Origin of the sequence: Streptomyces qaidamensis (assembly GCF_001611795.1) — a bacterium.
GTDB lineage: Bacteria > Actinomycetota > Actinomycetes > Streptomycetales > Streptomycetaceae > Streptomyces > Streptomyces qaidamensis.
On the sequence record NZ_CP015098.1, the window covers coordinates 5,909,924 to 5,926,711 of the forward strand.

Genomic DNA, 16,788 nt, shown 5'->3' on the forward strand with positions numbered 1-16,788 from the left:
GGAAAGACAGGCACGACGGAGGGAGCGCACATGGCGACCGGCAACCCCGAGGGGAAGAAGCAGCCGCCGGAGGAAAAGCGCCTGGGCCCGGTCCTCCAGCGGCGGGACCAGGTGCAGGCCAGCACCACCGACCAGCGGCTGCTGGACGAGCGAGCCCCCTCCGACTGGGTGCACACCGACCCCTGGCGGGTGCTGCGCATCCAGTCGGAGTTCATCGAGGGCTTCGGCACGCTCGCCGAACTCCCGCCCGCCATCAGCGTGTTCGGATCGGCCCGGACACCGGCGGACTCACCCGAGTACGAGGCGGGTGTCCGGCTCGGCCAGGGCCTGGTCGACGCGGGCTTCGCCGTCATCACGGGCGGCGGCCCGGGTGCGATGGAGGCGGCCAACAAGGGCGCCCTGGAGGCCAAGGGCATCTCGGTCGGCCTCGGTATCGAGCTGCCGTTCGAGCAGGGACTGAACCCGTACGTCGACATCGGCCTGAACTTCCGCTACTTCTTCGTCCGGAAGATGATGTTCGTGAAGTACGCCCAGGGCTTCGTCGTCCTGCCCGGCGGCCTCGGCACCCTCGACGAACTCTTCGAGGCCCTCACGCTCGTCCAGACCCAGAAGGTCACGCGCTTCCCGATCGTCCTCTTCGGCAGCGACTACTGGGGCGGCCTGGTCGACTGGCTCCGCGGCACGGTGATCGCCCAGGGCAAGGCGGCGGAGAAGGACCTGCTGCTGTTCCACGTGACGGACGACGTGGACGAGGCGGTGGCGCTGGTGTCGAAGGAGGCGGGCAGGTAGGGATCTCTTCGAGCCCGGCCTCCTGCCGGCCCGCTTCGGGCGGGCGGGCCGGGGTTCTTGTCCGGGTGATGCGGGCGGGCGGGCCGGGCCTCTTGTCCGGGTGATTCGGGTGGCGGGTGGGCATAGGCCGGGGGACCAGGGGGCGGAGCCCCCTGGTACCCGGGTTAGGCCAACCCCCGCCGGGCGACGGCAGGACCCCGATGCCCCGCGATCGCCGAGACCATCTCCAGCACCTGCCGCGTCTCGGCGACCTCGTGCACCCGGTACACCTGCGCCCCCAGCCACGCGGACACCGCCGTCGTCGCCAGCGTCCCCACGACCCGTTCCTTCACGGGCCGGTCCAGCGTCTCGCCCACGAAGTCCTTGTTGGACAGCGACACCAGCACCGGCCACCCCGTGGCGACCATCTCGTCCAGCCGCCGCGTCGCCTCCAGGCTGTGCCGGGTGTTCTTCCCGAAGTCATGGCCGGGATCGATCATGATCGACTCCCGCGGCACCCCCAGCGCGAGCGCCCGCTCGGCCAGCCCGACCGTGACGTCCAGGATGTCCGCCATGACGTCGTCGTACTCGGTCCGGTGCGGCCGGGTCCGCGGCTCCGCCCCGCCCGCGTGCGTGCACACCAGTCCCACCCGGTGCCGCGCGGCCACCTCCGCCAGCCCCGGATCGACCCCGCCCCACGCGTCGTTCAGCAGATCGGCCCCGGCCTCGCACACGGCCTCGCCGACCTCGGCCCGCCACGTGTCCACGCTGATGACCACGTCCGGGAACCGCCGCCGTACCTCCGCCACGAACCCGACCGTCCGGCGGGCCTCCTCCTCGGCCGTGACCTCCTCGCCCGGCCCGGCCTTGACCCCGCCGATGTCGATGATCGCGGCGCCTTCGGCCACGGCCTGTTCCACGCGCACGAGGGCCGGCTCGTCGCGGAAGGTGGCGCCCCGGTCGTAGAAGGAGTCCGGGGTGCGGTTCACGATCGCCATGATCACCGGCTCGCGCGTCCCGAATTCCCGCCTGCCCAGCCTGAGCATCCCCTGTGACCTTTCCTGGTACGTCCCGTCTTCCGCCGCCTGCGACCCTAACGGTCACACGCTCATGGCACGATCGGAGCCTGACAACATCCGACTCGGAGGACTTCCGACGAGTCCGATCCATCCGACCGTGGGGGCCCCGCGATGGTTATGTTCCTGTTCCTGGTCGTCGCGCTCGCCGTCGTGGTCGCCGCGGTGACGCTGGCCGTGGTGGGCGGCGGCGAGAACGGCCCGCTGCCCGAGGCCGCCCCCGAGCGGCTGCGGGACCCGCTGCCCCCGGACCGCCCGGTCGACCGCGCGGACGTGGAGGACCTGCGCTTCCCGCTCGCCGCCCGCGGCTACCGCATGGCGGACGTGGACGACGCCCTCAGCCGCCTGGGCGCCGAACTCGCCGAGCGCGACGCCCGCATCGCCGATCTGGAGTCGGCCCTCGCCGGAGCCCGGTCCGGCGCCGGCCACGGACCGGTGCACGCGTCCGGGGAGAACCACGTGTCCATGGACAAGCCCGCCCCCGGTAAGGAGGACCGGCCGTGAGCGACGGCGCCGCCCTGGCCGGTCCGGACGGCGCGCTGCGCTGCCCCTGGGCCCTGTCCGCCCCCGAGTACGTGGCGTACCACGACGAGGAGTGGGGCCGCCCGGTCCACGGCGACGACGCGCTCTTCGAGCGCCTCAGCCTGGAGGCCTTCCAGTCCGGCCTGTCCTGGATCACGATCCTGCGCCGCCGCCCCGGTTTCCGCGCCGCCTTCGCCGACTTCAAGATCGCCTCGGTCGCCGCCTTCACCGACGACGACCGCGAGCGGCTCCTGGCCGACGCCGGCATCATCCGCAACCGCGCGAAGATCGACGCGACCCTCGCCAACGCGCGGGCGCTGACGGAGTGGTCCCCGGGCGAACTGGACGCGCTGATCTGGTCCCACGCCCCCGACCCGGTCGGCCGCCCGGCCCCGAAGACCCTCTCCGACGTCCCGCCCGTCACCCCCGAGTCGACGGCCCTGTCCAAGGCCCTGAAGAAGCGGGGCCTGCGCTTCGTGGGCCCGACGACGGCGTACGCGCTGATGCAGGCGTGCGGCCTGGTGGACGATCACCTGGAGACCTGCGTCGCCAGAAAGGGCGCGTAGGGGGCGCGGGACAGGCGCTGGCTGTAGTGCAGCTAGCGCCCCAGGTACTTCGGCTTCTCCTTGTTGACGAAGGCCTGCACCGCGATCGCGTGATCCTCGGAGGAGCCGGCCCGGGTCTGGAGCTCGTCCTCCTTCTCCAGGGCCTCCTCCAAGGAGTGCGTCAGCCCGAACGCCACCGACTCCTTCAGCGCCGCGTACGCCACCGTCGGGCCCTCGGCCAGCGCCCGCGCCACCTTCTCGGCCTCGGCCCGCAGGTCACCGGCCGGCACCAGCCGGTTGGCGATGCCCAGCTCGTACGCCTCCTGCGCGCTGATGCTGCGCGGGAAGAGCAGCAGGTCAGCGGCCCGGCCCGGGCCGATCACCCGCGGCAGCGTCCAGGAGATCCCTGAGTCGGCGGTCAGCGCCACCCCGGCGAACGAGGTGTTGAACGCCGCCGAGTCCGCGACGATCCGGTAGTCCGCGGCGAGCGCGAAGCCGAAGCCCGCCCCGGCCGCCACCCCGTTCACCGCGGCGACGACCGGCTTGGCCGCCCCCGCCAGCGCCCGCACGATCGGGTTGTAGTGCTCCCGGACCGTGTTCATGGTCTGGCCCGAGCCGGTCTCCCGGTCCTGGACCAGCAGCCCGATGTGCTCCTTGAGGTCCTGTCCGACGCAGAACGCCCGGTCACCGGCGGCCGTCAGCAGCACCGCCCGTACGGCGCCGTCGCCCGCCGCGGCCTCGACCGCCTCCCGCAGGGCGACCTTGGTCGCCACGTTCAGCGCGTTCATCGCCTCCGGGCGGTTCAGCGTGATCGTCGCGAGTCCGTCGCTCACCTCGTAGAGCACGGTGTCGGTCATGCGTATCCCCTCCGAGTCGCGGATCGGGACGTACCGGCCGGTACGTCCCGGGTCTGCAGGACAGCATGACGGAGATCGCGGACGCGGAACCGGACCGGACGTGTGACCTGCGTCAAAGAATTCTCGTCCGGATCGGTTCGGTGGATGTGTGCGCGGCGGCGGAGTATCGCAGTTTCATCGCCGAATTGAGTGGTTTTGCTCGCGTGCGTTGCCCAAGCGATGCCTACTGATGTTGGTCATCGGGTCCTGAGATGCGGGATAATGGCTTGGAAGCAATGTGTTCGATGCCGGTGTCGCGTGTCCTGCCACAAGGAACCACACGTGTGCCCTTCTCAGGGGCCGTCGGCTTTGACGATGAGCTGGGTTTCAGGAAGGGGAACGAGCATGGCGGCCATGAAGCCGCGAACGGGTGATGGCCCGCTCGAGGTGACCAAGGAGGGGCGGGGCATCGTCATGCGCGTTCCGCTCGAAGGCGGCGGTCGGCTCGTCGTCGAGCTGACCCCGGACGAGGCCGACGCGCTGGGCGACGCCCTCAAGAAGGTCGTCGGCTGAGGCGCAAGCGACCATACCCTTTCAGTTGCCCCGGCATCATCCGTGATGCCGGGGCGGCTGTTTTCTCACCGATGACACTCGCCTGCCCCGGCTCCGGCTCGGCTAACGTGCCGTCCGGTCAGCGTTTCACCGCGCACAGCAGCCCGTCGCCCACCGGCAGCAGTGACGGCACCAGCTCCTGGCTCTCGCGCACCGCACGCAGCAGCTCGCGCAGCCGCAGCACCTCCGTGGGCTGCGGACCGGAGTCCACCGTCCGGCCGTTCGCGAAGGCGCCCTCGAAAACGACCAGCCCACCGGTGCGCAGCAGACGCAACGATTCAGCGAGGTAGTCCATGACCTCCAGGCGATCACCGTCGCAGAAGACCAGGTCGTAACCGGCGTCCGCGAGGCGGGGCAGCACGTCCAGGGCGCGGCCCGGGATGAAGCGGGCCCGGTTGCTGGCGAAGCCGCAGGCACGGAAGGCCTGGCGGGCGAACTGCTGGTGCTCCGGCTCGGGGTCCACGGTCGTCAGAACACCGTCGGGCCGCATACCGTGCAGGAGGTGGATCCCGGAGACACCGCAGCCGGTCCCGATCTCCGCGACGGCCTTCGCGTCGACGGACGCGGCCAGCAACCGCAGCGCGGCGCCCGTGCCGGGCGTCACCGAGCGCAGCCCTGCCTCACGGGCCCGGTCCCGGGCCCAGTGCAGCGCTTCGTCCTCGGCGACATAGGCGTCGGCGAACGCCCAGCTCGTCTGCCGGTTGCCGGTAATGACCCTCTCCTGTCCCCGTGAATGCCTGGGCGTGACTGTATCCGTTGGGCACGGGAACCCGCAGATGGGACCGGTCGTTTAAAGGGATGAGCAAGTGGCGCGGGTCGGGACGGGGGGCGGGCGGTGGGTCGGGTCGGCGAGCAAGTGCCAACGCAGCAGTACGAGGGGTATCCACCCACATCAAATTCTCGTAAAACCGCTTATCCGGTCCTAACGGGCGAGGTGGCTATGGTAGGGGCTCCACTGGACACCACCAGAGCTGACAGGGGAGGTGCGGCTGCGCCTGTGGATCGCGCAGGAGTGCTCCGGCGCTTCCTCGGATCGGCGGGCAGGCCGACATCTGTGAACGACACCGCTGCTGACCACAGTCACGCCGCTGACTTCGCCCAGACCGCGACCTTCACCACCGACGCGGACGGGCAGGCGTGGACTCCGCCCACGTGGGAGGAGATCGTCAGCACGCACAGCGGCCGGGTCTACCGGCTCGCCTACCGTCTGACCGGCAACCAGCACGACGCGGAGGACCTCACGCAGGAGGTCTTCGTCCGCGTCTTCCGCTCCCTGTCGACGTACACGCCGGGCACCTTCGAGGGCTGGCTGCACCGCATCACCACGAACCTCTTCCTGGACATGGTCCGCCGCAAGCAGCGCATCCGCTTCGACTCGCTCGGCGAGGACGCGGCCGAGCGGCTGCCCAGCAAGGAGCCCACGCCGCAGCAGGTCTTCAACGACGCGCACTTCGACGCGGACGTCCAGCAGGCTCTCGACACCCTCGCCCCGGAGTTCCGTGCCGCGGTCGTCCTGTGCGACATCGAAGGTCTGTCGTACGAGGAGATCGCAGCGACCCTCGGCGTCAAGCTCGGCACGGTCCGCTCGCGGATCCACCGTGGCCGCTCCCAGCTGCGCAAGGCCCTTGCGCACCGCTCGCCGGAGGCGCGTGCCGAGCGCCGCTCCTTCGTGCCCCGTGTACCCGCCCTGGGAGGAGGGGGCGCGAGCGCGTGAGCGGATCTCGGCCGAAAGCCTCCGAGGGTCACCTCGCAGAGCAGCATCTGGGGGACCGACTCTCCGCCCTGGTGGACGGAGAGCTCGGTCATGACGCGCGCGAGCGCGTACTGGCGCACGTGGCCACCTGCCCGAAGTGCAAGGCGGAGGTGGACGCCCAGCGCCGGCTGAAGAACGTCTTCGCGGAGGCGGCCCCGCCGCCCCCCTCCGAGAGCTTCCTGGCCCGCCTGCAGGGACTACCCGCGGGCGGCGGCCCGGACGGTGATCTCACACCGCCGGGCGGGGGAGGGCTGCCCGGAGGACTGTCCGGACGGTTCGGATCGTCCGGGGCGTTCGGAGTGAAGCGCGGCGAGCGGTTCGAGTTCGGCTATGCCCCGGCCCGGCCGCACCTTCCCGGGCTGCCCGCCTCACCGGGAAGCCCGAGCCTGCCCCCCGGCACTGGCGCTCTGCCCTCCGGCACCGGCGCTCTGCCCTCGGGCCACCGGGGTCTGCCCTCGGGGAGGGGCTTCCGCATCCACGAGGTCGGCCGGCACGACGCCGACCGGTCCTCGTCGCGGCTGCGGTTCGCGTTCGTCGCCGCCGGTGCCGTCTCCCTGGCCGCGATCGCGCTGGGCGGCGTCACCACCGTCACCCCGGCCGACACGGAGGCCCGCGGCGGCCAGGGCTCGGGGAGCAATGTGACCCCGGCGCGCACCCAGGGCACCGGCCCCGCGGCCCCGCCGGAGTCCCAGCGGCGCCGTACGGCGCCGCTGCTCGGGCAGGTGCACGGCCAGAACATGCTCGGTCACGGCCCCGTCGCCCCGACCGAGGTGTCCGCGCCGCTGCTGCCCGGGGTTCCGCCCGCCGCCCGGCACCACGCGCTGCACGCGCTGACCGCCCCGGTGGTGGCCGGTGCGGCCGTCATGTCCCCGCTGATACGTCCGCTCGAAGCGGCCACTCCGGCCGCCCTGACCTCGTGGTCCGCGGTCCCCGAGATCACGGCCCCCCTGTTCGCCGGGCCCGTTGCGGACCCGGCCCCGTCCCCCTCTTCCTCCGCCTCCTCACGTACGGCTCGCTGACCGGGCTCTGCGCACCGGCCCGCGAACCTGATTGAATCCGGGGGTTGTCGCCCGCGGCCGAGGTGTGGCCGGGCGCCGATTCGACGAACCGCGGCCACGGCGACGAGCCGTGCCGCGGCTGTGGGGAGAGCATGAACGAGGGGAAGCCCACGAAAGCGAAGTGGTGGAGCCGTCCACGGCCGCAGGACCTTGCGGAAGAGCCGGAGGGTACGGCCGGGTCCGTCGAGGCGGACCCGGGCGCGCACGGGCCGGTGACGGCCGCGGCGGAGCCGACCGGCACCGACGGGGACTTCGAGCGGGCGCGGCCGGCGGCTCGGCCCGCCGAGGACGGTGACTACGAGTTGAGGCGCCCCGAGGCCGTTCCGGCCGGGGAGCCGGCCGGGGGCCTGGAGAAGCCTGTCGCATCGGCACCCGGGGCGGGGGAGACCGCTCCCGGCCGGGCCGCCGCCGGAGCCGCTGCCGCGGTCCCCGCCGCCCGGGAGCCGGGCGCCGGGGACGCCTCCGTCTCCTCCGTCCCGTCCGCCGGGCCGGCCGAGGGCGCTCCCAGGCCGCTGCACGACCCCGACCCCTACAGCACCCCGCCCTACGGCGAACCCGGCCCCTGGGCGCCCGCGCCGCCCGTGCAGCACCCGGCGACGACACCCGCGCGGGGCGTCGCGCCACCGGGGCAGCAGCCCACCGTGCCGGGCACCTCCGCCATGCCGTCGGGGCACGGCACCACCCCGCCTGCCCCGCCCTCCGGCGTTCCCGCGTCGGCCGAGATGCCGACGCCCTCCGGCGTTCCCGCGCCCGCGTCGGCCGAGATGCCGACGCCCTCCGGTGTTCCCGCGCCCGCGTCGGCCGAGATGCCGACGCCCTCCGGCGATCACCGGTCTGCGTCTCACGGGCCGACCGAGACGCAGACGGCCTCCGGCGTTCCCGCGCCCGCCGCGCACATGCCCGCCCCTCCGGCCTCGGCCGGGATGCCGGCCCCCGGCGCCCCGGTGCCCCCACCGGCCGTGCCGGTGCACGCCGATGCGCCGGCTCCCGCCCCCGGCCCCTGGCAGCGCTACGACCCCTGGGCCGCTCCCGCGGGCGCCGGGGGTCACGGCCCTCTCCAGCAGAACGGCGCCGCCGTGCTGAGCACGGAGCAGCGGCGCAAGCGGGGCAAGAAGTCCCTGGTGCTCGGTGCCGTTCTGCTCGCGCTGGTGTCCGGGGGCATCGGCGGCGTCGTAGGGACGTATCTGGAGCGGAACGGGGGCGTCGGGACCGTCGAGCTGCCACAGGCCGGGAAGGAGGCCGCCGCGCGGGACGCGGACAGTGTGGCCGGGATCGCCGGGCGGGCCCTGCCCAGTGTGGTCACGCTGCATGTCAGCGGCGCGGGCGAGCAGGGTACGGGCACCGGCTTCGTGCTCGACACCCGTGGGCACATCCTCACCAACAACCACGTCGTGCAGCCCGCCGGATCGGGCGGCGAGATCACCGTGACCTTCAACGGCGGCCAGACGGCCCAGGCCGAGGTCGTCGGCCGGGACAGCGGCTACGACCTCGCCGTCGTCAAGGTGAAGGGCGTCAGCGGACTCACCCCGCTGCCCCTCGGCAACTCGGACAACGTGCAGGTCGGCGACCCGGTCGTGGCCATCGGTGCCCCCTTCGACCTGGCCGGCACGGTCACCTCCGGCATCATCAGCGCCAAGCAGCGGCCCATCACGGCAGGCGGCGAGAAGGGTGACGGCAGCGACGTGTCGTACGTCGACGCGCTGCAGACCGACGCGCCCATCAACCCCGGCAACTCCGGCGGCCCCCTGCTCGACGCCCGGGCCCGGGTCATCGGCATCAACTCGGCCATCCGCTCGGCGGACAGCGGCTCCGCACAGGACAACGGCCGTTCCGGTTCGATAGGCCTCGGCTTCGCCATACCGATCAACCAGGGCAAACGCGTCGCCGAAGAGCTGATCAACACCGGGAAGGCGACCCACCCGGTCATCGGCATCACCCTCGACATGGACTACACGGGCGACGGCGCCCGGGTCGCCACCGAGGGCAGCGAGGGCGGAGCACCGGTCACCGCGGGCGGCCCGGGCGCCGAGGCCGGGATCAAGTCGGGTGACGTCATCACGGAGGTCGACGGCGGGCGGGTGCACTCCGGCGAGGAACTGATCGTCAAGACCCGGGCGCACCGCCCCGGCGACCGCCTGGAGCTGACCGTCGAACGTGGCGGCAAGGAGCGGAGGGTCTCGCTCGTCCTCGGATCGTCCGGTGACTGAGACATGAGATGCAGATCCGGGATCCGCAGAGGTGCCACAACAGGTCCCATCGGGGACGTACCGGGCAAACAATCGGGAAAGCGCTCCCACCTCCCGCACTCGGAGGTCCCGGGACAGTACCGGTCGGACAGGATCGCCGGGTACCGTGGAGCCGGCCCGGACCACGGCAAGACCCGCACCGACCCCGAGGGCCGAGGACCGAGGACATCGCAAGGAGCTTCAGGTGTTCAATGACATAGGACCACTCGAGCTGGTGGCGCTCATCGTCCTCGCCGTGCTCGTCTTCGGTCCGGACAAGCTCCCCAAGGTCATCCAGGACGTGACGCGCACGATCCGGAAGATCCGTGAGTTCTCGGAGAGCGCCAAGAGCGACATCCGGGAGGAACTCGGCCCGGAGTTCAAGGACTTCGAGTTCGAGGACCTCAACCCCAAGACGTTCATCCGCAAGCAGCTGGACAACGAGGACCTGGGGCTCAAGGAGATCCGCAACGGCTTCGACCTGAAGAAGGAGATGGCCGAGGTCACCGACGCCGTCCACAGCCGGGAATCCGACACCTCCTCCGCGTCGTCCGCCGGCGCCGCCGGTTCGTCCGGTGGCCGCATCGACATGACGAAGAAGCCGGAGACGCCCGACCCGGACGACCGGCCGCCCTTCGACGCGGACGCCACCTGAGCGACACACGCAGGGGCGTGCGCCCCCGAGCGCGTGACGCGTTTCATACTCCGGTCGGGCTGTCTACGGCCTGAACCGGGCGCCCGTGCGGCCCACGCGCCGGGCGGTTTCCCTGCTGCTCGCAGCGGTGTGGCTATGCTGCCGAGTTGTTGTGCGGACCGTGACGAGTACGCCCGAAGGGGGGCGGGCCGTTCCGGTCCGACTAGAGCGAGGAGGCGTCCGGGCACATGGAGACGACGAGTCGGGCAGTCGCGCAGACGCCGGCCGCGGAGGGTGGGCAACCGGCCCCCTCCGCCCGGCGTACGGTCGACGGCTACCTGCGTGCGCCCTTCCCGTGGTACGGCCTCGACGAGGCCTTCACGGGACCGCGCTGGCTGATGCAGGTCGGTACGACGGCCGACGGGGCCGTGGAACACGGGTCGATCGGGCACGGAGACGAACCCACGGTGCGCAACGAGTACGCCGCCGGGGGCGATCAGGACGCCAAGGAGAAGTTCGCGGTCGTCGTGACCGTGGCGGCGAACCCCTCCCGGCGCACGGCGGACGGAACGGGGCTGCTGGAGGCCACGTCGGTCTCCTCCGCGGCGTGGCTCGCGGGGGTGGGGCTGCTGTCCTTCACCTGGCCCGGGCAGATGGACCACGCCCTGCGGGACGACTGGCTGGAACAGCAGACGGAAACGGCGTGGGTGCTGGCGGACGACCTGGAGGGGGACGACTGGTCGACGCTGTCGCTTCCCGTGGACGGGGTGCCGACGGCGTTCCACTACCGGGAGTCGGAGTTCGGCTGGGTGCTCGCCGGGTCCACCTCGGCCGGGGTGCATGTCGGGGCGTACGGCAGGGGCATGAGTGCGTATGGGCTCGGCTTCGCCGTGGTGAAGGACATCGCCGCGTACGCGTGACGTGAGGGGCGCCGGTTTTCGGCGCCCCTTCGCCGTGGGCGGTCTCGGGTGCGGGCGGCCGCGGGTCGTCGATGGCCGGTCGCGCAGTTCCCCGCGCCCCTGGGTCAGTTCAGAACTTGTTCCTCGGGGTGATCCCCAGGGACAGGCCCGACAGGCCGCGCTGCCGTCCTCCCAGTTTGCCCGCGATCGCCCGGAGGGCCGAGCCCGCCGGAGAGTCCGGGTCCGTCAGGACGACCGGCTTGCCGTCGTCGCCGCCCTCGCGGAGGCGGACGTCGATGGGGATGCTGCCGAGGACCGGGACGTTCGTGCCGGTCGTGCGGGTCAGGCCGTCGGCGACCGCCTGGCCGCCGCCCGTGCCGAAGACGTCGACCATCTCGTCGCAGTGCGGGCAGGGCAGGCCGGACATGTTCTCGACCACGCCGACGATCTTCTGGTGGGTCTGCACGGCGATGGAGCCCGCGCGCTCGGCGACCTCGGCCGCCGCCTGCTGCGGGGTCGTCACGACCAGGATCTCCGCGTTCGGGACCAGCTGCGCCACGGAGATCGCGATGTCACCGGTGCCGGGCGGCAGGTCCAGGAGCAGGACGTCCAGGTCGCCCCAGTACACGTCCGCCAGGAACTGCTGGAGGGCGCGGTGGAGCATCGGGCCGCGCCAGACGACCGGGGCGTTGCCCGGGGTGAACATGCCGATCGAGATGACCTTCACGCCGTTCGCCGACGGCGGCATGATCATGTTCTCGACCTGGGTGGGGCTGCCGTCGGCGCCCAGCATGCGCGGCACGGAGTGGCCGTAGATGTCGGCGTCGACGACACCGACCTTGAGGCCGTCGGCCGCCATCGCCACGGCCAGGTTGACCGTGACCGAGGACTTGCCGACGCCGCCCTTGCCGGAGGCGACCGCGTAGACGCGGGTCAGGCTGCCGGGCTTGGCGAAGGGGACCTCGCGCTCGGTCTGGCCGCCGCGCAGGGCGTTCGCCAGCTCCTTGCGCTGCTCGTCGCTCATCACGTCGAGCGTGACGTCGACGCGGGTGACGCCCTCGACCGCGGAGACCGCGTCGGTCACGCGCTGCGTGATCGTCTCCCGCATCGGGCAGCCCGAGACCGTGAGGTACACGGTGACCGCGACCGCCCCGTCCGCGCCGATCTCCACCGACTTGACCATCCCGAGTTCGGTGATGGGCTTGTGGATCTCGGGGTCGTTCACCGTCGCCAGTGCCTCGCGCACCGCGTCTTCCATAGCCATAAGGACGATGGTACGGCGCTGTACCGGTGCGTAGGAAAGCGTCTCAGCGGTCGTCTGCGTCACGTCCCCGTGACCGTTCCGCCGGGAATACGACGGGGTCGTGACGGTGGCCGTTCTGCCGCTCCTCCATTTCCTTGATCGTGTCCTGCAGCTCCGAGCGGATCCAGTCGCGGGTGGCGACCTCGCCCAGGCCGATGCGCAGGGCGGCGATCTCGCGCGTCAGGTACTCGGTGTCCGCGATCGACCGCTCGTTCTGCTTGCGGTCCTGCTCCAGGTTGACCCGGTCCCGGTCGTCCTGCCGGTTCTGCGCGAGCAGGATCAGCGGGGCGGCGTAGGAGGCCTGGAGGGACAGCATCAGGGTCAGGAAGATGAACGGGTACTCGTCGAAGCGCAGGTCGCGCGGCGCGAAGACGTTCCACAGCACCCACAGGATGATGGCGACCGTCATCCAGACGATGAACCGCCCGGTGCCCAGGAAGCGCGCGATGCGCTCCGACAGCCGCCCGAACGCCTCCGGGTCGTACTCGGGCAGGAACCGGCGCCGGCGCGGCAGCGGCTGGTCCAGACGGGTGGTGCGCGGCCGGGAGGCGGCCGTGGCGCCCGCCGGCGTGCGCTCGCGCAGGGTCTCGCGCTCAGGAACCATCGGTGGCCACCTCCTCGTCCAAGTGGAACTCCGTCTCCCGCCAGTCCTCCGGGAGCATGTGGTCGAGCACGTCGTCCACGGTCACCGCGCCCAGCAGCGCGCCGGCCTCGTCGACGACCGGTGCCGCGACCATGTCGTACGTGGCGAAGAAACCCGCGATCGCGGGCAGGTCCGCCTCGGGGTCGAGCGGCTGGAGGTCGCTGTCCAGGATCGAGCTGACCAGGGACGGCGGTGGTTCGCGCAGCAGGCGCTGGAAGTGGACCGTGCCCAGGTACTTGCCGGTCGGTGTGTCGTCCGGGGGCCGGCAGACGTACACCTGGGCGGCGAGGGCGGGGGAGAGGTCGCGGTTGCGGACCCGGGCCAGGGCGTCGGCGACGGTGGCGTCCGGGCGCAGCACGATCGGCTCGGTGGTCATCAGACCGCCCGCCGTGCGGTCCTCGTACGACATCAGGCGCCGCATGTCGGCCGCGTCGCCGGGCTGCATCAGGCTCAGCAGCCGCTCCTGGTCGTCCGTCGGCAGCTCGCCCAGCAGGTCGGCGGCGTCGTCCGGGTCCATGGCCTCCAGGACGTCGGCGGCGCGCTCCTCCTTCAGCTTGCCGAGGATCTCGATCTGGTCGTCCTCCGGCAGCTCCTCCAGGACGTCGGCGAGCCGGTCGTCGTCGAGGGCGGCGGCGACCTCGGCCCGGCGCTTGGGGGAGAGGTGGTGCAGGACGTTGGCCAGGTCGGCGGGGCGCAGCTGCTCGAAGGTGGCCAGCAGGTTCTCGGCGCCCTGCCCCTGCTCCTCCAGGGAGAAGCCGGTGACGGCGGTCCACTCGACGGTCAGCGCCTCGCCCTTGGCGCGCCGGAAGGCACTGCCCTTCCTGCCCTTGCGGACGAAGACCCGGTCGATCTCCCACTCCCGGCGGGCCGGCAGCTGATGCACCGACAGGTCGAGGACGGTGACCTCCTCGCCGGTCTCGGTGAGCGTCACGCGCCGGTCCAGCAGCTCCCCGAAGACCAGCCGCTCGGTGGGCCGCTGCTCGAAGCGCCTCACGTTGAGCACACCCGTGGTGATGATCTGGCCGGACTGGATGGCGGTGACCCGGGTCATCGGCAGGAAGATACGGCGGCGGGTGGCGAGTTCGACGACGAGGCCGAGCAGCCTCGGCGGTCGCTGCCCCACCCGCAGCATGACGACCAGATCGCGCACCCGCCCCACCTGGTCACCGGCTGGGTCGAAGACGGCGACACCTTGGAGGTGCGATACGAAGATCCGGGGGGCGCCCGCTGCCATGGCCGCGGCTCCTTTTCGTGCGGGGTGGTTCGTGGTGGCTGTCTTTGCGGCTGTCTTTGTGCCTGTGTCTTCCGAATTGCCCGCTCGGGTGGGCTTCAGGCTAGCCCGTCCCGATCGGGGCTGCGTCGGCGGGCTGTCCGGACGGACTGGCTCCGACCTGCCCGCACGACCCCGGTACCCTGCGGTACGCCGTTCAGGTCTCCCGTCAGAGAGGCAGCCCCACCTGTGACTCCGATTCGCCAGAGCCGCAGCCTCAGCCGCGGCCGCAGTGCCGCACTCGCCGGCGCGACGTGCGCGCTGCTCGTGACGGGAACGGTGCTCACCGGCTGTGCGGAGGATCCGAACGAGGGCACCAACGGGGTCGGCAGACTCCCCGCCGCCAAGATCCAGGGCAAGACCCGGTCGGCCGCCGGGTCTGCCGGGGCGGTCCGGGTGCACGGCAACGTCGTCAGCGGCGGACGGACGTACGCGCTCGACATGCGGCTGAAGGACGACGGCGGTGACGGCTCGGTCACCTCCAAGGGCGCGACCTTCAAGCTGCTGCGCATCGGCGAGCAGCTCTACGTCAAGGCGGACGCCGAGTTCTGGACTCACGGCAGCGGCCAGGGCGGGAGCGGCAAGGCGGACGCGGCGGCGGCCTCCAAGCTCGACGGCAAGTTCGTGAAGGTGCCGCAGGGCGACCCCTCGTACAAGAAGTTCAGCGGTTTCACGGACAAGGCTCTCCTCCTCGACGGTCTGCTGACCTTGCACGGGACGCTCGCCACGGACGGCCACGACGAGGAGGCGGGCGTCCGCACCATCCGCGTCACCGGTGACAAGGGCTCCGGCGGCACCCTGGAGGTGTCCCTGGAGGGCAAGCCGTACCCGCTGCGCCTGGAGCGGGCCGGCGGCGCGGGCACCCTCACGTTCTCCGGCTGGGGTGAGGACTTCTCCCTCAGGGAGCCGGAGAAGAACGAGACGGTGGACTACGGCCCGCAGCTGCCGGCGTCCTAGGCCGTCACGTCCGTTTGCGCTTCTTCAGCAGCAGGCGGGGCAGGCCCGCCGGGACGGGCCGGCGGGTGAGCGCCGGGGAGGGCAGGGGCGGCTCGGACAGGGATCCGTCGGGCAGCGGCGCCGTCGCCCCGGTCGGTTCCAGGCGCAGCACCCGGCACTCGCGGGCCCAGCGCCCGGGCATGGCCTCGCCGTCGGGCGCGTTCAGCCGTTTGCCCTTCAGCTCGGCGACCGCCGCGTCCCACGCCTCGGAGCCCGGCGCGAGCTGGGTGACCCGGGCCGTCCAGGTGACCAGCCGGCCGCCCTTGTCCTTGCTGCGGACCGTCACCTGCGCCTCGGCGCCGTCGGCCAGCTCCGGCAGCGGCTGCTCGCCGGGCCCGTCGCCGACCAGGCACGCGGCGCCCTCGTGCCACACGTGCCACAGCGCACGCGCCGGGCCGTCGGGGCCCTGGACCCAGACGAGGCCGGACTTCTTCGTGGCCTCCTCGACGAGGGCCTGGTCGAGCAGCTCGCTTGTCATGGGGCCCAGCCTAACCAGGCTGCTCACAGCCATCCGTTCCGCTTCAGCGTGCGGTGGATGCCGAGACAGACGGCCACCGTGAAGCTCAGGATCACCGGGTAGCCGTACTTCCAGTGCAGCTCCGGCATGTACTCGAAGTTCATGCCGTACACCCCGCACACCATCGTCGGCACGGCGATGATCGCGGCCCAGGAGGTGATCTTCCGCATGTCCTCGTTCTGGGCGACGGACGCCTGCGCGAGGTTGGCCTGGAGGATGGAGTTGAGCAGTTCGTCGAAGCCGAGGACCTGCTCCTGGACCCGGGCCAGGTGGTCGGCGACGTCCCGGAAGTACTTCTGGATGTCGGGGTCGACCAGCCGCATCGGCCGCTCGCTCAGCAGCTGCATCGGCCGCAGCAGCGGCGACACGGCCCGCTTGAACTCCAGTACCTCGCGCTTGAGTTGGTAGATCCGGCCGGCGTCCGAACCGCGTGGCGCGCCCTTGCGGCCCGGGGAGAACACCTCGGTCTCGACCTCGTCGATGTCGTCCTGCACCGCGTCGGCGACGGCGATGTACCCGTCGACGACGTGGTCCGCGATGGCGTGCAGCACGGCCGAGGGGCCCTTGGCGAGCAGCTCGGGGTCGTCCTGGAGGCGGTGCCTGAGGGCCCGCAGGGAGCCCTGTCCGCCGTGCCGGACGGTGATGAAGAAGTCCCGTCCGGTGAAGCACATGACCTCGCCGGACTCGACGACCTCGCTGTTGGCGTCGAGCTGGTCGTGCTCGACGTAGTGGATGGTCTTGAAGACCGTGAAGAGGGAGTCGTCGTAGCGCTCCAGCTTGGGCCGCTGGTGGGCCTGGACGGCGTCCTCCACGGCGAGCGGGTGCAGCCCGAACTCACTGGCGATGCCGGAGAATTCGGCCTCCGTCGGCTCGTGCAGGCCGATCCACACGAAGCCCCCGTCGCGGCGCACCAGACGCACCGCCTCGTGCGGGGTCAGGGCGGTCCCGGTCTCGATGCGGCGGCCGTCGCGGTAGACGGCGCAGTCGACGACGGCGGAGGACGCCGCGGGGCTGCGGGTGGCGTCGTACGTCCCGCCGTCCTTGAGCAGCGACACACGGGACGGACGGACGACTGCTGCGCGCAGGTCGCGGATCATCGACATGGCGGGCTCCTTCGCGGGCGGGCGACGA

The 16,788-nt window shown here is 72.0% G+C and carries 19 protein-coding genes; 11 read left to right on the plus strand and 8 right to left on the minus strand.

Annotated elements, in window-relative coordinates; translation table 11 throughout:
* Positions 1-30: 30 nt before the first annotated feature.
* Complete coding sequence (locus A4E84_RS26365) at positions 31-789, plus strand: LOG family protein (protein ID WP_062928917.1); 759 nt, start codon at positions 31-33, stop codon at positions 787-789.
* Between the two features lie 164 nt (positions 790-953).
* Here A4E84_RS26365 and folP read toward each other — a convergent pair whose 3' ends face one another.
* Positions 954-1,814 carry a dihydropteroate synthase gene (gene folP, locus A4E84_RS26370; RefSeq protein ID WP_062928918.1) on the minus strand — a complete coding sequence of 287 codons (861 nt, stop codon included), beginning with the start codon at positions 1,812-1,814 and terminating at the stop codon, positions 954-956.
* Positions 1,815-1,958: 144 nt separating this feature from the next.
* On the opposite strand from folP, the gene A4E84_RS26375 reads away from it, so the two are divergent.
* A complete protein-coding gene (locus A4E84_RS26375) occupies positions 1,959-2,348 on the plus strand; it encodes a DivIVA domain-containing protein (RefSeq protein ID WP_079129124.1) in 390 nt (129 codons plus the stop codon).
* On the plus strand, positions 2,345-2,932 hold the full coding sequence (locus A4E84_RS26380; RefSeq protein ID WP_062928920.1) for a DNA-3-methyladenine glycosylase I: 588 nt from the start codon (positions 2,345-2,347) through the stop codon (positions 2,930-2,932). Before A4E84_RS26375 ends, A4E84_RS26380 begins: the two co-directional genes overlap by 4 nt.
* Positions 2,933-2,964: 32 nt before the next feature.
* Here A4E84_RS26380 and chcB read toward each other — a convergent pair whose 3' ends face one another.
* The gene (gene chcB, locus A4E84_RS26385) at positions 2,965-3,774 is read right to left on the minus strand and encodes a 2-cyclohexenylcarbonyl CoA isomerase (RefSeq protein ID WP_470661540.1); all 810 of its coding nucleotides are present in this window, start codon (positions 3,772-3,774) and stop codon (positions 2,965-2,967) included.
* Between the two features lie 59 nt (positions 3,775-3,833).
* Between chcB and A4E84_RS43030 the strand changes: the two genes are divergently transcribed.
* Both A4E84_RS43030 and A4E84_RS41225 read left to right on the plus strand, forming a co-directional pair.
* The gene (locus tag A4E84_RS43030; RefSeq protein ID WP_159029621.1) at positions 3,834-3,998 is read left to right on the plus strand and encodes a hypothetical protein; all 165 of its coding nucleotides are present in this window, start codon (positions 3,834-3,836) and stop codon (positions 3,996-3,998) included.
* A gap of 154 nt (positions 3,999-4,152) precedes the next feature.
* Positions 4,153-4,320 carry a DUF3117 domain-containing protein gene (locus A4E84_RS41225; protein WP_003966491.1) on the plus strand — a complete coding sequence of 56 codons (168 nt, stop codon included), beginning with the start codon at positions 4,153-4,155 and terminating at the stop codon, positions 4,318-4,320.
* Between the two features lie 118 nt (positions 4,321-4,438).
* On the opposite strand, the gene A4E84_RS26390 is transcribed toward A4E84_RS41225, so the two are convergent.
* Positions 4,439-5,137 (minus strand): O-methyltransferase, encoded by a 699-nt coding sequence (locus A4E84_RS26390; RefSeq protein WP_269465895.1) that lies wholly within the window; start codon positions 5,135-5,137, stop codon positions 4,439-4,441.
* 234 nt (positions 5,138-5,371) lie between these two features.
* On the opposite strand from A4E84_RS26390, the gene sigE reads away from it, so the two are divergent.
* The 5 genes from sigE (at position 5,372) to A4E84_RS26415 (ending at position 10,949) form a co-directional block, all read left to right on the plus strand.
* Entirely contained in the window at positions 5,372-6,073 is a 702-nt protein-coding gene (gene sigE / locus A4E84_RS26395) for an RNA polymerase sigma factor SigE (RefSeq protein WP_062928922.1), read from the plus strand.
* A complete protein-coding gene (locus tag A4E84_RS26400; RefSeq protein WP_062928923.1) occupies positions 6,070-7,131 on the plus strand; it encodes an anti-sigma factor family protein in 1,062 nt (353 codons plus the stop codon). The genes sigE and A4E84_RS26400 overlap by 4 nt, the downstream gene beginning before the upstream one ends.
* Positions 7,132-7,262: 131 nt before the next feature.
* Positions 7,263-9,377, plus strand: a complete 2,115-nt coding sequence (locus A4E84_RS26405; protein ID WP_062931628.1) for a S1C family serine protease — start codon at positions 7,263-7,265, stop codon at positions 9,375-9,377.
* Between the two features lie 223 nt (positions 9,378-9,600).
* The gene (locus A4E84_RS26410; RefSeq protein ID WP_062928924.1) at positions 9,601-10,050 is read left to right on the plus strand and encodes a sec-independent translocase; all 450 of its coding nucleotides are present in this window, start codon (positions 9,601-9,603) and stop codon (positions 10,048-10,050) included.
* A gap of 227 nt (positions 10,051-10,277) precedes the next feature.
* Entirely contained in the window at positions 10,278-10,949 is a 672-nt protein-coding gene (locus A4E84_RS26415) for a hypothetical protein (protein WP_062928925.1), read from the plus strand.
* A gap of 109 nt (positions 10,950-11,058) precedes the next feature.
* On the opposite strand, the gene A4E84_RS26420 is transcribed toward A4E84_RS26415, so the two are convergent.
* Genes A4E84_RS26420 through A4E84_RS26430 form a run of 3 tightly spaced genes read right to left on the minus strand, consistent with a single transcriptional unit; the run spans position 11,059 to position 14,108 of the window.
* The gene (locus A4E84_RS26420) at positions 11,059-12,192 is read right to left on the minus strand and encodes an Mrp/NBP35 family ATP-binding protein (RefSeq protein ID WP_062928926.1); all 1,134 of its coding nucleotides are present in this window, start codon (positions 12,190-12,192) and stop codon (positions 11,059-11,061) included.
* Positions 12,193-12,235: 43 nt separating this feature from the next.
* The gene (locus A4E84_RS26425) at positions 12,236-12,835 is read right to left on the minus strand and encodes a DUF1003 domain-containing protein (RefSeq protein WP_062928927.1); all 600 of its coding nucleotides are present in this window, start codon (positions 12,833-12,835) and stop codon (positions 12,236-12,238) included.
* Entirely contained in the window at positions 12,825-14,108 is a 1,284-nt protein-coding gene (locus A4E84_RS26430) for a magnesium transporter MgtE N-terminal domain-containing protein (RefSeq protein ID WP_062928928.1), read from the minus strand. The genes A4E84_RS26425 and A4E84_RS26430 overlap by 11 nt, the downstream gene beginning before the upstream one ends.
* Positions 14,109-14,333: 225 nt before the next feature.
* On the opposite strand from A4E84_RS26430, the gene A4E84_RS26435 reads away from it, so the two are divergent.
* Positions 14,334-15,101 carry a hypothetical protein gene (locus A4E84_RS26435; protein WP_062928929.1) on the plus strand — a complete coding sequence of 256 codons (768 nt, stop codon included), beginning with the start codon at positions 14,334-14,336 and terminating at the stop codon, positions 15,099-15,101.
* 4 nt (positions 15,102-15,105) lie between these two features.
* Here A4E84_RS26435 and A4E84_RS26440 read toward each other — a convergent pair whose 3' ends face one another.
* Together A4E84_RS26440 and A4E84_RS26445 are read right to left on the minus strand one after the other, a co-directional pair.
* Complete coding sequence (locus tag A4E84_RS26440; RefSeq protein ID WP_062928930.1) at positions 15,106-15,618, minus strand: hypothetical protein; 513 nt, start codon at positions 15,616-15,618, stop codon at positions 15,106-15,108.
* 23 nt (positions 15,619-15,641) lie between these two features.
* Complete coding sequence (locus tag A4E84_RS26445) at positions 15,642-16,760, minus strand: magnesium and cobalt transport protein CorA (protein WP_062928931.1); 1,119 nt, start codon at positions 16,758-16,760, stop codon at positions 15,642-15,644.
* Between the last annotated feature and the right edge of the window lie 28 nt (positions 16,761-16,788).

Bases quoted from the DNA above. Each gene is read 5' to 3' on its own strand.
- A4E84_RS26365 (WP_062928917.1), top strand. From the start codon at position 31: ATGGCGACCGGCAACCCCGAGGGGAAGAAGCAGCCGCCGGAGGAAAAG.
- A4E84_RS26415 (WP_062928925.1), top strand. From the start codon at position 10,278: ATGGAGACGACGAGTCGGGCAGTCGCGCAGACGCCGGCCGCGGAGGGT.
- A4E84_RS26445 (WP_062928931.1), bottom strand. From the start codon at position 16,760: ATGTCGATGATCCGCGACCTGCGCGCAGCAGTCGTCCGTCCGTCCCGT.
- A4E84_RS26420 (WP_062928926.1), bottom strand. From the start codon at position 12,192: ATGGCTATGGAAGACGCGGTGCGCGAGGCACTGGCGACGGTGAACGAC.
- folP (WP_062928918.1), bottom strand. From the start codon at position 1,814: ATGCTCAGGCTGGGCAGGCGGGAATTCGGGACGCGCGAGCCGGTGATC.
- A4E84_RS26440 (WP_062928930.1), bottom strand. From the start codon at position 15,618: ATGACAAGCGAGCTGCTCGACCAGGCCCTCGTCGAGGAGGCCACGAAG.
- A4E84_RS26430 (WP_062928928.1), bottom strand. From the start codon at position 14,108: ATGGCAGCGGGCGCCCCCCGGATCTTCGTATCGCACCTCCAAGGTGTC.
- A4E84_RS26375 (WP_079129124.1), top strand. From the start codon at position 1,959: ATGGTTATGTTCCTGTTCCTGGTCGTCGCGCTCGCCGTCGTGGTCGCC.
- A4E84_RS43030 (WP_159029621.1), top strand. From the start codon at position 3,834: ATGACGGAGATCGCGGACGCGGAACCGGACCGGACGTGTGACCTGCGT.
- A4E84_RS26425 (WP_062928927.1), bottom strand. From the start codon at position 12,835: ATGGTTCCTGAGCGCGAGACCCTGCGCGAGCGCACGCCGGCGGGCGCC.
- A4E84_RS41225 (WP_003966491.1), top strand. From the start codon at position 4,153: ATGGCGGCCATGAAGCCGCGAACGGGTGATGGCCCGCTCGAGGTGACC.
- A4E84_RS26405 (WP_062931628.1), top strand. From the start codon at position 7,263: ATGAACGAGGGGAAGCCCACGAAAGCGAAGTGGTGGAGCCGTCCACGG.